The organism is Vibrio sp. THAF64, from assembly GCF_009363455.1.
Taxonomy (GTDB): Bacteria; Pseudomonadota; Gammaproteobacteria; order Enterobacterales; family Vibrionaceae; genus Vibrio; species Vibrio coralliilyticus.
The window spans coordinates 854,694-870,962 of sequence record NZ_CP045356.1; the positions used below are offsets into that span (position 1 = coordinate 854,694).

Genomic DNA, 16,269 nt, shown 5'->3' on the forward strand with positions numbered 1-16,269 from the left:
AGATTTATATACAAACAAATTTCACTATTAGAACAGTAGAAATGATTACTAATGAATATTTATAAAAAATGCTTAGGATATTTTTTTTAAAAAATTAGAAGTAAACAACATAATTCAATTCTCAGTTAATATAAATAAATAACAACCAATACATCTAAAAAATAAAACAGAAAATTTATAAATATATACTTTAAATAAAATCAGACATACCAATCACCAGAATAATAAATATCAATTATTAATTTAAAACCCTAATATTATTAGAATAATAAATTCATATTGATAATGAATGTTGTATATAAAGGTAAATTAACCTAATGATTATTCGTTAATTTGAGTGCAAGCAATTAATTTATAAAGAAAAAGAGTAACCACATAGGTGGTTACTCTTTTTCATATTTACAGCGATTAGGTGTTAGGATGCTAAGGTGAAATTATCTCCACATTCTCATCAACCGCGTTCTGACTGACGACATTGTTCGCGTTCTTGCCCGACGCTACGACCGTAACGTAACCCAAAGGCCAAGCAGACATGTCAACGCCCGAAGTCTTCCAGCTACCGTCCACGCCGATGCTCACCGTCTCCGTCCAATGCTTATCGCTGTCCACTTTAGACGTCACCGTGACTGTCACTTCGTCATCTTTGACCAAACCCACACCAGTACCCGATACCACAACATCACTCACTTCCGTTGAGTCAATCTTATCCAGCGCAGTTATCGTCACCGTTGGCGTTACCGTCACCGTTCGTGGGTCATCCGTCCCCGCGTTTAGCGAGGCATCCTGAAAACCACTCAGCTGCAAGGTCATTGACAGTTCACCCACACCAACATTCACCGTAGATGTGCCAACCCATACCGATTTCGTCTCTGATGGCCCTGTAAAACTCAGCGCCTGACCGTCCAGTGTCCCTGTCGTTCCACTCACCGGCTCACTGAACGTCACCGTCACTGTCACTTCCTCACCATCCGCTGGCTTTTCTGGGCTCAGCACCACACTCTGAACGCTTGGCTCCGCTGTATCGATAATCTCCACATTCTCATCAACCGCGTCCTGACTGACGACATTGTTCGCGTTCTTGCCCGACGCTACGACCGTAACGTAACCCAAAGGCCAAGCAGACATGTCAACGCCCGAAGTCTTCCAGCTACCGTCCACGCCGATGCTCACCGTCTCCGTCCAATGCTTATCGCTGTCCACTTTAGACGTCACCGTGACTGTCACTTCGTCATCTTTGACCAAACCCACACCAGTACCCGATACCACAACATCACTCACTTCCGTTGAGTCAATCTTATCCAGCGCAGTTATCGTCACCGTTGGCGTTACCGTCACCGTTCGTGGGTCATCCGTCCCCGCGTTTAGCGAGGCATCCTGAAAACCACTCAGCTGCAAGGTCATTGACAGTTCACCCACACCAACATCCACCGTAGATGTGCCAACCCATACCGATTTCGTCTCTGATGGCCCTGTAAAACTCAGCGCCTGACCGTCCAGTGTCCCTGTCGTTCCACTCACCGGCTCACTGAACGTCACCGTCACTGTCACTTCCTCACCATCCGCTGGCTTTTCTGGGCTCAGCACCACACTCTGAACGCTTGGCTCCGCTGTATCGATAATCTCCACATTCTCATCAACCGCGTCCTGACTGACGACATTGTTCGCGTTCTTGCCCGACGCTACGACCGTAACGTAACCCAAAGGCCAAGCAGACATGTCAACGCCCGAAGTCTTCCAGCTACCGTCCACGCCGATGCTCACCGTCTCCGTCCAATGCTTATCGCTGTCCACTTTAGACGTCACCGTGACTGTCACTTCGTCATCTTTGACCAAACCCACACCAGTACCCGATACCACAACATCACTCACTTCCGTTGAGTCAATCTTATCCAGCGCAGTTATCGTCACCGTTGGCGTTACCGTCACCGTTCGTGGGTCATCCGTCCCCGCGTTTAGCGAGGCATCCTGAAAACCACTCAGCTGCAAGGTCATTGACAGTTCACCCACACCAACATCCACCGTAGATGTGCCAACCCATACCGATTTCGTCTCTGATGGCCCTGTAAAACTCAGCGCCTGACCGTCCAGTGTCCCTGTCGTTCCACTCACCGGCTCACTGAACGTCACCGTCACTGTCACTTCCTCACCATCCGCTGGCTTTTCTGGGCTCAGCACCACACTCTGAACGCTTGGCTCCGCTGTATCGATAATCTCCACATTCTCATCAACCGCGTCCTGACTGACGACATTGTTCGCGTTCTTGCCCGACGCTACGACCGTAACGTAACCCAAAGGCCAAGCAGACATGTCAACGCCCGAAGTCTTCCAGCTACCGTCCACGCCGATGCTCACCGTCTCCGTCCAATGCTTATCGCTGTCCACTTTAGACGTCACCGTGACTGTCACTTCGTCATCTTTGACCAAACCCACACCAGTACCCGATACCACAACATCACTCACTTCCGTTGAGTCAATCTTATCCAGCGCAGTTATCGTCACCGTTGGCGTTACCGTCACCGTTCGTGGGTCATCCGTCCCCGCGTTTAGCGAGGCATCCTGAAAACCACTCAGCTGCAAGGTCATTGACAGTTCACCCACACCAACATCCACCGTAGATGTGCCAACCCATACCGATTTCGTCTCTGATGGCCCTGTAAAACTCAGCGCCTGACCGTCCAGTGTCCCTGTCGTTCCACTCACCGGCTCACTGAACGTCACCGTCACTGTCACTTCCTCACCATCCGCTGGCTTTTCTGGGCTCAGCACCACACTCTGAACGCTTGGCTCCGCTGTATCGATAATCTCCACATTCTCATCAACCGCGTCCTGACTGACGACATTGTTCGCGTTCTTGCCCGACGCTACGACCGTAACGTAACCCAAAGGCCAAGCAGACATGTCAACGCCCGAAGTCTTCCAGCTACCGTCCACGCCGATGCTCACCGTCTCCGTCCAATGCTTATCGCTGTCCACTTTAGACGTCACCGTGACTGTCACTTCGTCATCTTTGACCAAACCCACACCAGTACCCGATACCACAACATCACTCACTTCCGTTGAGTCAATCTTATCCAGCGCAGTTATCGTCACCGTTGGCGTTACCGTCACCGTTCGTGGGTCATCCGTCCCCGCGTTTAGCGAGGCATCCTGAAAACCACTCAGCTGCAAGGTCATTGACAGTTCACCCACACCAACATCCACCGTAGATGTGCCAACCCATACCGATTTCGTCTCTGATGGCCCTGTAAAACTCAGCGCCTGACCGTCCAGTGTCCCTGTCGTTCCACTCACCGGCTCACTGAACGTCACCGTCACTGTCACTTCCTCACCATCCGCTGGCTTTTCTGGGCTCAGCACCACACTCTGAACGCTTGGCTCCGCTGTATCGATAATCTCCACATTCTCATCAACCGCGTCCTGACTGACGACATTGTTCGCGTTCTTGCCCGACGCTACGACCGTAACGTAACCCAAAGGCCAAGCAGACATGTCAACGCCCGAAGTCTTCCAGCTACCGTCCACGCCGATGCTCACCGTCTCCGTCCAATGCTTATCGCTGTCCACTTTAGACGTCACCGTGACTGTCACTTCGTCATCTTTGACCAAACCCACACCAGTACCCGATACCACAACATCACTCACTTCCGTTGAGTCAATCTTATCCAGCGCAGTTATCGTCACCGTTGGCGTTACCGTCACCGTTCGTGGGTCATCCGTCCCCGCGTTTAGCGAGGCATCCTGAAAACCACTCAGCTGCAAGGTCATTGACAGTTCACCCACACCAACATCCACCGTAGATGTGCCAACCCATACCGATTTCGTCTCTGATGGCCCTGTAAAACTCAGCGCCTGACCGTCCAGTGTCCCTGTCGTTCCACTCACCGGCTCACTGAACGTCACCGTCACTGTCACTTCCTCACCATCCGCTGGCTTTTCTGGGCTCAGCACCACACTCTGAACGCTTGGCTGTATGTCGTCTGTAAATGCTATCGCTAGGCTCGCCTCTTCCGCTGCTAGTTTCTTATCGTTTTCACCATTTACAGTGATTCTTATTTCACCACTTTCCCACGTCGAGATGTTTTTCGGATCAAGAGTCCAAACACCGTTAGTAACCTGGACATCTTCATGTTGATATTTAAGTTCATCTTTCAAATACACTTTAATGGTCAGTTTCGCGCCATTTTGAATACCTTTCGATGTACCTGAAATAACGAAGCTTTTTGCTAGATCAGAATCTGAGTTGAATGAATCAATATGATTGATAGCAATAACCGGCTTAAGATCGATATCTTTGCTAAAAGAACCAGGGTTTGGTTCACTTGCAGTGTCTTGGTACGATACTTCTAACTTTGCAGTTGATGCATTGACAGGTAAGTCTAATGCTGCTGTCTGCCCCACCCATTGGTCAGAAACACCTCCTTGAGGCTGGTCAAAAGTAATGCTCTGGCTATTGAGAGATGCCGTCGGCTCAGTAACTCGCTCACTGAATTTCAGGGTTACTTTGGCAGCTTTACCATCAACCAGTACGCTATCTGCCAGAGACGTTTCCGCTCCACCAGACATTTGGATCATACTGCCGCTTTCACTAAGTGAGGGAAGAACCTTATCTTTATACGTAACCTCCTCTGCTTTAGGCTGAATCGTATTCCCACCCTGATCATTCGTGCCAGACACACTGATAGACACCTTTGCTTCTTCCCAAGTTTGGAAGCTGACCGTCTGAGACCAAGTGCCGTCAATTTGTACCTTTAAATCTTTAAAATCGTCAGGCTCATACTTATCAATGTCCTTACGACCACCTTTCTCTGAGGTCACCGTCAAAGATAGTTTCGCACCAGACTCTATCCCCTTGGTGGTACCACTGATCACGACAGCACTGATATCTTCATCACCATGTTGAATGATATTGTTTGTTGCTACGTCATTGATAGTAATGACTGGTTTTACACCGACGCTGGCTGTAAGTTCTGCTCCAACATTACCCAATGCATCACTATATGTATTTTTTACTTTAATCGATTTCGACGTTTCATTGACTTCCAGGCTCATTACGCCTAGAGATGTACCAACCCACTCAGTTTTCGTCTGACTTGACTCGCCGAAATCAATTTTGATGTCGTCGATTGTTGCTTCTACTTGATTCACTGGTTTATCGAACTTGACCGTTACATCGACTGCACTGCCATCAACGGGATATTCAGGTTCTGTCTTCTCAACCAAACCCTTTGGTGCCACGTTATCGACATTGAATGTGGCAAGTAACGCCTCTCCGTTAGACGTATTGTTCTTTACGTCTTTCAGTACCGTTGCATAGGCCTCAAAACGAGTTACGCCCTGGTACAGGGCGTTTGTGGAGTCGATGGCGAACTTAAGTTTCTTTTCATAAGTATCACCACTCGCCTCCTCAAAAACTATGTTGGTCTCTTTTCTTTCCGTTGGATTGTCAGAATGGTACCAATAGACTCTGAATTCGGAAGCGGCTAAGTCTACGCCAGAGATATCGGTCACCGTTATTAGCGAATAGACTTTGCCCGCAATAGTGTAAACATTTTCGCTCACCGCAACGTAAGCACCATCATCCTGAGTGGTATCCATTGACACTATTGCTACTGGTGGCTCGTTATCAATACTCCCACCAGCGTCTTTAAATATTGGGGTGTCATCTATTGTCGGGTTAGCGGTTGCAAAAACATCTGCCTGAGCAACAGCATTTTGAGAATCCACACCATAACTAACTGCGAGATCGTAATAGCCTTTAGCTAGATTCTCTCTATAAGTATCCGCACTAATGGAAATATACTTGTCTCCAACTTGAATTGGCTTCTGAGCATCACTTCCAGAATCACTTTCTGCATTACCGTTCGCTAAGCCATCTGCTTTTAGGTCTTTGTAAAAAGCAAAAGCGTACTCTAAAGACGTCGTTTCACTCGATAAGCCCGCCAATGATTCTAAAAGAATGCGGTACTGATAAGCCGTAGCAGGGTTATCGGGTACTGAAATCATGTTTTCATTGGTCGCATATCTACTGCTGAAAGGGTCAAATCCCAGTAGAGGTTTACTGTCACTATCACCGACTATGGCCTTTGCCACATCCGTCAGGATGGTTTCAGCGTCATTTACCGTTTTAGCCGACTTATTCCATAGATACTCAAACAACCCTGTGTGGTAAGCGGAAAACTCAGTGAGGTAAATGGTTTTGGTTTCTGCTTTAGTGAAATAGGTTCCAATAGCACCTGCTGCATCTGCAAAGTCAGCCGTATACTTCACAGCATCGTCTTTAGAACTGTTAGACCACTGGTGATAATAAGTATCCTGACCATTTTGCAACGTCACTCTGAACAGATTGTAGAATTGGATCCGAGTGTTGTAAGGCATAGAACAGGTAGCAACATTCGTCGTGGAATGCGTGAAGTCCGTACACGATTGTATTTGTTCGAACTTTTTACTTTCCTCATTCCAGCCTTCAACTGTGGCTATCGCGCCTACAAAAGGAGTGACGATTGTTAACGTCGGTCTTTCAAAAGTGGTTTTAAAGTAAACCTGTTGTGGGTCACTAGAGTTGCCAGCCGGGTCTTCCACACTGACTTGGATTAGCTGTGAATCACCTTCTGATGCGTTGGCGAAGTCACTCAGCAGATCCGCCGTCAGTGGAAGATAGTAGTCCATTGAGAACACACGCTCTTCTGAACTTTCGTCAGGAAGTCGCTTGAAAGGAATACCACTATTATCGTCAAATGCCTCACTGGCAACCTGCGTCTTTGTACTTACAAGTGAGTATTTATCTTCTGTCGAGCGCTTACGCAGGTACTCAACTCTTAAGGTTAAGTCATCTGCTGATGAACCGTAGGTATTTCTATCACTTAAGTCTTTAATCGTAGCAATAAAGTAGGGAATTGAATTACTTTGCAATACGCCTTCTGAAAGCTCGAAATCCTTATAGTTCAAACCTTCATGGGTTTCGTTTAAACCAGAGGTGGCGAGAGCAAAATCAATATCCAAGTATCGATCGAGACTATCAACGCTACCTGAAGGGAATGTAGTTTGATCAAATAATCCAGAATACCCACTGCCATCAGTCTGTTTGTAATTAAAAAGTGCTTCTGAAAAAGTTAGGGATACTTGAGGTGGTTGATCATCCTTATAGACTGTATAGCTTGCTTCACCCTTGTTACCATAAATATCCGTTGCAGCAACGGTAAACTCAACACTGGCTGAAAATAATTCCGTCTCATAGCTGTAACTAAACTGGCATTGAGTATTTAACTCTTTACACTCAATTTTAATTGGGTCGCCAGAGCTCGCAATCGTCAAATAAACTGACTGATCAACGATATCGTTCAACGTTTCTTTAACTATCCCTTTAAGAATATACGTTTCGATCTTGTTATTGTTATCGTCTGTATTTCGTACGCTCTCGCTGGATGTAAACTCAATCACAGGCTTAACATTATCCCATTTAAATGGGAGTGCGATGCCTGAATTATCTTCATTGTTTAGGACATCGACCGTTCTAACGATTAAGTTTGCGTCTACAGTGCCTGTAAAGACGCTCTCATCAAGGGACGTTGTATTGACGAAGACTTTCAAAGTCGTTTTACGTGGCCCCTTAACAAAACTGGTTTTATCCAACCAACAAATTGAAGCGGTATCCTGCTCACACAATACTTCTACTTCGGTGCCAGTGCTTGGATCGCTTGTATTTTTCGCAAGATATTTAACAGTCACACTTAAACCTTCAACACCCGTCTCGTCTTCCAGTGTGACTTCCATTGACTCCGTACCAACCAAAACACTAGTGTCTGAGCGCTTTGCAGTTGGTGCGTTTTTATCCATTTCTTTCGGCTGACGCGACGGTATTGAGCCTTCACCACCGCTAGTCCCTAGATTATTGAGGTGATTGACTGTAGTTTCGTACTGATTAACTGGCGTACCTGAAACATTGACATTTGGATCACTAACCACGATCAGTGTGTGCTCAGCTACCGAGTGAGTGTAAAAATCGGAAGTGATATATTGAGTACCAAAGCGCGCGTCTTCTAAGAAATCTCGGCTATCATCAAGTACTTTTCCGTCTAGTAAGCCATCAGCAACAATATCGTCATAACCAATTCTGGCTAGGTTGATTGACGTATAAGTCTCGGCACCCGTCGAGTCGTTTTCCAAAAATGAATAAGCATAGGAAGAGTAGGCTGTTAACAGCGCACCGTATTTATGGCCATCTGTCGCTACAGCGTCGTGTCCGCCTGTTGTGATATCAATAGGGTTAACCGTGTTAACGTTAAAGCCATACATTGAATTAATAGTACTTAGCGCGCTATTGATTGCAGATGATGCGCTTTGCCCTTCCCTTTTGATTTTGTACTCCGCTAGCCCTTGAGCCATGTAGGTCATAGGGGTGATCATCACTTGCGCAGTTTCACCTTCGGAAAAATTAATCACACTGGCCAGTTCGATAACACCGTTAGAGCTCGTCCTAACAACATTATTTGAGAACGGGTCTCGATACCCACCACCCTGAACTTTTATGTAAACAGGCATGGAGGCAGAGTCTACGTTCAGAGTGTATTCGCCACTCGCGTTCGTTTTAGTTTGGCCTAACTCTCGACCTAACACGCCGTTTTTATATTCGTATGCCGTCACTACACCACCAGAGATAGGTGCATCGAATACAGTACCGGTGATAGTGCCCGTTTTACGTGACTGTGGTGAAGAGTCCCCATCTCCACCACCGCCGCCACAGGAACTTAGTGACAGGATGGACAGGATGGTGAGAATAAGTTTAATTTTATTAGTGAATCTCAACATGGTGCCGAAGTGACGTTGCAAAAAAAGTGGCTCAAGTATATTTTTGGCACTAATAATAACAACGCGGCGAATCACCACTAGATATGGAAAAATCGTCAGGGTTGTGGCTAACTTTTGATAAGAAAAAAGAAATTCAGAGAGGTATTTAGCACTGTTGTAGTAGTCAAAATGCCGTTCAATTGGCATTTCTTATACATCAATAGACAATATTTTTTTTATTTATGAGATCTAGATCACTCATAAATCTTCTGTGGCAAGGTTTAAAAATGTCACGCATTCATGTATTTGAAAATGGTTAAACTTCAATCAAAACACTAAGTTAATACAGAATCACTATAGTTCACTTAGTTGATTTATAAAATACGACCAGTTCACAAACACAGAATATCAATTCATAAGGTGACTATTTGAGGCTTCATGTAACAACCATGTTTATCATATTACTGATGGCATTTTGTCGCCAAAGGAACTATCTGGAGTGCCACTCAATGACTGATGATACTCAGTGCGGATTGCGCCCAGATGGATAAGAAGGATAACAACGAAAAGAGCGTATATCCTTTCGAATATACGCTCTTAAATGTAGATGGGTTGTCGCTAATTATTCAGTCGGTGAAATTGTTACTGGCTTGAAGGTCGCGACAGCATTGCCACCAGCTCCAGGACGATCGACATAAGTTGTGTTCTGCATCAAGGTATAATAAACATCAACGTAGTCGTCATCATTGGTTAGTAAGCCATCTGGAATCACGTCAATTATCTTACCGGTAATCTGAGCAATGATAGCGTAGCCTTGAACTTCAGGATCCGGAATCATTTTAAGGATTTCTTCAGCGGCTTTGACCAATAGCTTCGCCAGTTCTTTGTAGTCAGTACCATCGTCTTGCTCCATCAGGATCATGTCGACAGCGCCCCAGCGGTAACGTGGCCAAAGCACCATTGTCTGTCCTGGGTAATAGTCTTGACCATCGTAGTCAAGGTAAGGCATTTCAACTAAATCAATTTCCGGTTCAACGCGACTTGGATCGACACCAGTAATGATGGCGTAGACTTCAGCTTTGCCAGAAATCCAAGGCTCTTGGTCATCATTTAAACGAATTTTGGTCAACTGAGTGGTGTTAAGAGGCTCAACATCGGCAGCCATGACCGAGCGGCTCATTTTACTCATCTTAGCAGCCGGTTTTGGTGCAGAATCATTGGTTGTCAGCTCCGTATCCTGACCTAAACGCTTCATTTCTGCTTGCATGGCCATCAAACCAGCACGTAGTTCTTCTGCGCCATTACTATCGACAACCAATACAGGCACATCTGGCATCTCATAAACATCCAGTTGATGCACCTGGCCATAAACATCATACGCCTCGATAAATTGCCAGTTAGAGTCATCACCTGAAGGCTCGAACGCGAACAGTGGGCTTTCACCCTCTTTCCAGTTTTTCACCATTGAAGCGTCCGCGATACGCAGCTCCATGATTGAATCACTGTACTCACTAATGCCTTTCATGGCGCGATAGCTACGATCCGCTTTTTGCATTTTTTGACTAAACGCAGAATATGGCTGAGCAGACTGTAGGTTGTTCAGAGGTGCTGATAGATGCTCTTCGTTAATCTGTGACTTGATAGAGGATTCAAGATCAGCATAGCGAGCACTGATCTGCAAAGCGATGGACTGTTTCTGTTGTGCAATCGCCTCAGCCTTAGATTGAGCATCTGTTGTGTCTACAGTCTGCGCATTCGACTGGAAGCCAACCACCGCCGTTGCAAGCATCATGCTAATAGATAGATTTGGTCTCATAAAAATGATCCTTATTTTAATTTTTATCATTATATAGAGCATTTGCCCTACACATAAAAACCTATCAGCAATATCAATAAGTGGAAGTAAAACGATTGCTTTTTGTTCCATTTTCCAGCTCAAGATCACTTTTTAACCAAATTGTATGATATTTAATCTTATCTAAATTAGAATGTGCGAATTAATAATCCAATCAATAAGCAATTCATAATATTATTAGCTAAAAGAGCACCTTAAGTGCTCTTTTGTCCTTTCTAATAAGTGGCGTAAAGTTCGACTTCTCCACCTTGCTGTTCGGCGCTTAACGTAAAGTGAACATAACCTGCTTTCTCTACCTCAAACTGGACAAACTCATTGCTACCAGTTTGCTGACTAGCTACATCAAAGTCTTCACGTGTTGCCCAAGAATGTTTGCCTATAAATACGTCCACATTACTTGGAATGTCGTCTAACGCGTTTATCCAAAGCCGAACCGTGGCTGGTCTTTCAACATACATACCCACATAACGTGTCTTATTCACCTTTACTCGCAGGGGTTCATTCGCTGGCATCAGTTTTGGCGTCAGGTCATCTTGCTCAACGGTAGGGGATTGAGTGACTGTTTTGCTTGTCACCCTGACAGATTCAAATGATTCGCGGGCTGTTAAGCTGAAATAGTAGCGACCCGGCGTAATGTACCCGTTTGGCTGTGGTTCAATCTCGATTGACTCTTGACTTCCTCGCTGAAAGTCCGAAAGCTGGTACTCATAGTAGTGCGCAACACTCTGGTAACTTGCATATAGATCAGCGTCCCCATCACCTTCAATCGAAACGGAGAATTCTGTCACTTCCGCAGGGATATCGATGTAAAACAGATGCTCCTCGTAGGCGTTAGCGCTAAAGATCTGAGAATGGTTGGCGGCAAAACTCACTATTTCTGCTGAGCCTTGGGGCGATTGTTCTTTCTCACCGTCATCGTTGTGAGAGTCAGAATCGGCAGATGAGACTGCTTCTAGCCACAATTCAAACTCGTCATTGAATTCAACACCCAAACGCTTCGCTTGTTCGCTCCAAGTCACATAGTCTCCTCTCCTTGCAGACTCTAATAAACGAGCCATGTGCTGAGGGTGCTCTTCCAACATAAACCGAACCCCGAGATAACCCCAGCGGTAGATACGGTTTACGTCATCTTCGTACGTGGTTTCAATGACTTCGCTGAAAGACAGTGGCTGATGTTCAATTAAATCTACCGCCGCTTGGTAACCTTTGCGGTAGTGCATATACTCTGCGAATCCTTCCAGCCACCAGACCATACGACCACGGCTTAAAGTGTCACTAAAGTCACCATAGAGGTTAAAACGGCCATCTAAATAGTGAACGTACTCATGCTCAAGGTTTAGGATGGCAAGTTCATCACTGAAGTCGTAGCGGTAAGCTAAAAAGCGAGCCACATTTTCAGGTTTGGATGGATCACCCTCTAGATATTGCCCTCCATTGTCTGTGCTGTTGCCGAACAGAAAATTAGAGTAGGTAACGTAAGCATCATTGTCCTTCCAGACCACCACTTCAACATTATCATTGTGATCATCATCGACCGGAGCCCAACCAGAGTTCACCACTTGATGAAAATCGGCTTCAACCGCTGACAGAACGTCACACGCCTGTTCAGATTGTTGCTCTGATAAGTTTTGCGAACGTATGATCGCGGCACCCTGACATTCGTAACGGTATGGAAGAAGGCTAAGTTCAAGTTGCGATTTACTTTGTTCAAGCTTTAGTTTTTTGCCTTCCTCTGGCGCATAAAACAAGATCATCTCCGCAGCCGCAATCCATAAACGTTCGCCTTCACTGCCGATCGCATTACGTTCTAGCGTACGTTTCATAAACGCCATCACCTGGTTACGTAGCTTCTCATCTCTACTCGCCAATAGCCGGCCAGATTCACGTACCGCATTGTAGATGAGAAACTCAGCGTCTGTACCCAGTGCCCAGCGATTCTGATCAACAAACCGCTCCAGCCTCACCAAATACTCAGGGTGAGCTGCGAGATCCGCATAAAAATAATCTCGCGCCACGTGACCACTCATCGCTCTGAACAAATTGTTTAATCCATCTACATACTGCAGCCGCTGGCTATTTTGGTGGTTGAAGCTTTCGAGCAGGTCTAACATGGCAGGCATTGCGGTAGGTAATTGTTTCACGCTATCGACCATTATGCTCATCGCAGACATTGCACGTACCTGTTCGCGGCCCAGCGCTTGAGCATATTGGCTACTTAAGAATCGAGCTGAAATTTGCGCAAGCTCACGACTCAACTCTTCAGAATAATAGCCATAGCTTGATTGGGTTGAGTAACGCGCAAAGTACGCCGCTTTGATAAATTCACTAAGGTTGGCAATTCGCTTAGCCTGCTGCTCATCTCCCTCATACTGCGTCACTTCTTCAAGCAACTCACGCTGTACTTGTCTTATTGACGTTTCGCTGTAGATGCCCGTCGCTGCTTCTTCAGGCGCATTGAACCATGAGTGATAACACGACGAATCTGCGCGTTTGATCTGTGTCAGCCAGTCAGAAGAGTGCGAAAGCAACTCATACTCACACTCCTGAGCAGATAAGGCATTGAAACTGATGCCAGCTAATAGCAAAGCGCTGGCAATTTTCTTGGGAATAAACAAACGTTGATTGTGCTTCATACGCAACACCACACTTATTGTAATGATTTGGAGCTGCGTTATATCAACGATCTATAAGTCACATAAGACCGATTGATGAGCAATTTAGAGGCTGGTTCCGATAATTTCTTAGATTAAATCTTCGCAAACGATTAAATAAAACACTTATTTAACAATTAGTTATAGTTAAAAAAGTTAATACGAAAGTCGCTAATCTGCTGCTCAACGTACTGTTGCCACTCAAGATCAGACATTGCTGACCCCGCCGTTGAACGTTGCTGGTCGAGTGACTCTTTGAGATCAGATAACTGGCTTTGATAGCTTGCGACTTGTGCCTCCTGACTCGCGACTTGCTGCTCTCGTTGAGCAATGGATGCCGACTGTTCAGCATTAAGGTATTTGGTGGCGAGCTTTGCTTTTGCTTGATCCTTTTGCTGCTGCGAAAACGTGCTTGGTATTAGACTCACGCCTTTTTCATAACGTGCAGCACCGCTATCTAAAGACAACGACTCTTCATTGTGTTGCCATTGATTCAGCAATGCTTCATAGCTTTCAACATAACTCTCAGCGTTATCAGTGGCTAAGTCCTGGGATGCCAAACTAAAGTCATAGAGCGCATATTCTTCAGCAAACATAACACTTGCGAGCTCGCCCCAAATTAACAATGCCTGCTGCTTCATTTCGGCAATTCGATCAACTAACGAGTGGTATTGATTGAGATCCAGCTCTCCCATTATCTCTTGCCACTGGGCTTTCAATTGAGGGTAACGAGCAAGGAGTTGATACCTAGCGTCCGACAGTTCAGCTTGGAGCTGAACCAGTAGCTGTTCACAATCGTTACTCTGTTGGCACTCTTGCCAAAAAGATTCCAACGCTTCAACCAGCGCGTTTCCTGAGGCTTCCGCAAGAGGATTTAACACTTTGCCTTGATAGGGGCTAATCGTATTTTCGGACGGGCTTCCACCCTCTACCACTGTTCGAGCAAGACTCTCGTTAGCAGCGACAGATTGGTCAGCATACTCCCTCTCAACCATCACCCGAGAATTAACAACCTCATCGGAAGGCCAGAGAAAGATGCCCGCCACAACGGCGAGCATCAACAACAGGTAACGATAAACCATTACTTAATCACCGCCGACACAGGGAAATGGTCGGATAGATTGTAATGCTTCCACAAGCGTTCATCTGTGCTGCGCGGTACATCTACACGGTTATCGTTGAATGCTTTCACCGCGTACTCGTCACTCACCATGACGTAGTCAAGATATTCGACATTTTCACCACCTGACATGGCTTCGCCAGCAAAATCATTAATGCGTGGATCGAAAGTCGATTCCGTATAGCCTGAGTATTGCGGTTCAATTGCGCTGAGGTTTGCAATCATCTGCTGATAGTCACCCGGGAACTTACGCTTGTTAACATTGAAATCACCGCTGTAAACCACCGTTTCATTTGACGGAATATTGAGTAATGTCGCCAGTTCACGGATCTGTTTGAACTGACGCTGGCGATAATCACGAGCGGTGTCTGTATCGAACGACGCTGTATGCGTAGCAAACACGTGATAAGCCTTACCACCTTTAATTACTTCTGCGTAGTTGACGCCTTTGTCTGCGAAGCAATCCGTTCCGGTACAATCAGGAAATACATACTGGGCTTGATTGACGATTGGGTAGCGGCTGACGATAGTAACACCGCCGTCGTAAATGTTGATGCCATCTTTATCTAACATCTTGGTCTGGTAAGGATACTCTTTTGCCAATTCGCGTAGAAACTCCTCTCGACCGCTAGCAAACACTTCTTGCAGAGCCAACACATCGTAACCTTTGACGTATTCAGGGATCAGTGCGTAGCGATCGCCAATGTGCGACGCAATAACAGGCAACGCCCAAATGTTGTAAGTCATTAACTTAAGCGTGTTTTCATCTGGCTCAACCGTTTCATCGACTTTGGCAGGTGTGATGGTGTAGTAAAGGTCATCATAGCGAGCGGTATTCGCAGACTTAAACGCCAACTCCGCTTGTCGCTCACCAAATGCAGCCGTATTAAAGCGATGTACATTACGGTCATCTTTTAAAGCCAGTTCAACATCAGAGGAAGAGACCCCATATTCAATAGTAGAGTTATACCAATGACCTTCCATCACTTGGTTTAGTACGACGCTTTCACCTACAGGATTGGAAACCACGGTGTTGAATTGGTATGTCTTGCCCGATTTCACCCCTTCCCAGCGATTAAAGCTGAGTACTTGCTTGGTCTCCCATGGCCCAAGCGTTTCTGTGTGTTGTTTCCATTCTTCCCCATATTCAAGTAAATCGGTACCATCATGGCTCACCTGAATAGTCAGAGACTGGTCTGAATTGTTGGTCAAATATACATCTGTGTCCGCTAAAACGGGAAGCGCAATCAGAGACGCTAACAAGATATTCCACTGCTTAAGATTCATGTTTTGTTCCTTAGTTTTTGTTTGAAGGCTAGAACTTAAAGCAAACAAGTTGCATATTTGTTATAAATATATGAAAAGATAAAAATCACGTAAGTTAATGAAAATATGTGATGAAGCGTCTATTTTTTGATCAGTTGTTGTTCAAAATTTAACATTTGCCCACACCTTACTAGATTCGATTTAGATCAATAACTTTATCAGTAGAGATGAGATAATTTCGGCACATTCTCCAGATGTTTTCGACGATGAGCGACGCTGAAATCCAACGAAAAATTGCCCAATTATCCTCTATAGAGGAGGCGTTAGATTATTTCGAGATCGGTTACGAACCAGCTTTTATAAGCGAGTATCGAACGCCTCTAGTGAAGCGGTTTAACGGCTACTTAATTATGGTAAAACCTGAAGATTGGTTTGCAGCGCGGCGCTGCCTGAAAAGTGCCTACTGCAAAATTCAGCGTAGCCGTCTGGATCCTCATTCCCGCTCCGCATGTCGAGGGTGCACCACTTGTCAGCGACGTTAATCCCTCAGTGAAGCTAAAAACGAAAAAGCTCAGCGAATGCTGAGCTTTGTT

The 16,269-nt window shown here is 45.6% G+C and carries 6 protein-coding genes; 1 reads left to right on the forward strand and 5 read right to left on the reverse strand.

The window, feature by feature from the left end; translation table 11 throughout:
- Positions 1-423: 423 nt before the first annotated feature.
- The 5 genes from FIU99_RS20395 to FIU99_RS20415 form a co-directional block, all read right to left on the reverse strand.
- Positions 424-8,991 carry a tandem large repeat gene (locus FIU99_RS20395; protein ID WP_152472525.1) on the reverse strand — a complete coding sequence of 2,856 codons (8,568 nt, stop codon included), beginning with the start codon at positions 8,989-8,991 and terminating at the stop codon, positions 424-426.
- A 415-nt stretch (positions 8,992-9,406) separates the two neighbouring features.
- A complete protein-coding gene (locus FIU99_RS20400) occupies positions 9,407-10,600 on the reverse strand; it encodes a DUF3103 domain-containing protein (protein ID WP_006960238.1) in 1,194 nt (397 codons plus the stop codon).
- A 254-nt stretch (positions 10,601-10,854) separates the two neighbouring features.
- Positions 10,855-13,272 (reverse strand): M9 family metallopeptidase, encoded by a 2,418-nt coding sequence (locus FIU99_RS20405; protein ID WP_006960237.1) that lies wholly within the window; start codon positions 13,270-13,272, stop codon positions 10,855-10,857.
- Positions 13,273-13,427: 155 nt separating this feature from the next.
- On the reverse strand, positions 13,428-14,372 hold the full coding sequence (locus FIU99_RS20410) for a hypothetical protein (RefSeq protein ID WP_006960236.1): 945 nt from the start codon (positions 14,370-14,372) through the stop codon (positions 13,428-13,430).
- Complete coding sequence (locus tag FIU99_RS20415) at positions 14,372-15,697, reverse strand: sphingomyelin phosphodiesterase (RefSeq protein WP_006960235.1); 1,326 nt, start codon at positions 15,695-15,697, stop codon at positions 14,372-14,374. Before FIU99_RS20415 ends, FIU99_RS20410 begins: the two co-directional genes overlap by 1 nt.
- A 245-nt stretch (positions 15,698-15,942) precedes the next feature.
- On the opposite strand from FIU99_RS20415, the gene FIU99_RS20420 reads away from it, so the two are divergent.
- The gene (locus FIU99_RS20420) at positions 15,943-16,218 is read left to right on the forward strand and encodes a nitrogenase-stabilizing/protective protein NifW (protein WP_080555936.1); all 276 of its coding nucleotides are present in this window, start codon (positions 15,943-15,945) and stop codon (positions 16,216-16,218) included.
- Positions 16,219-16,269: the final 51 nt, after the last annotated feature.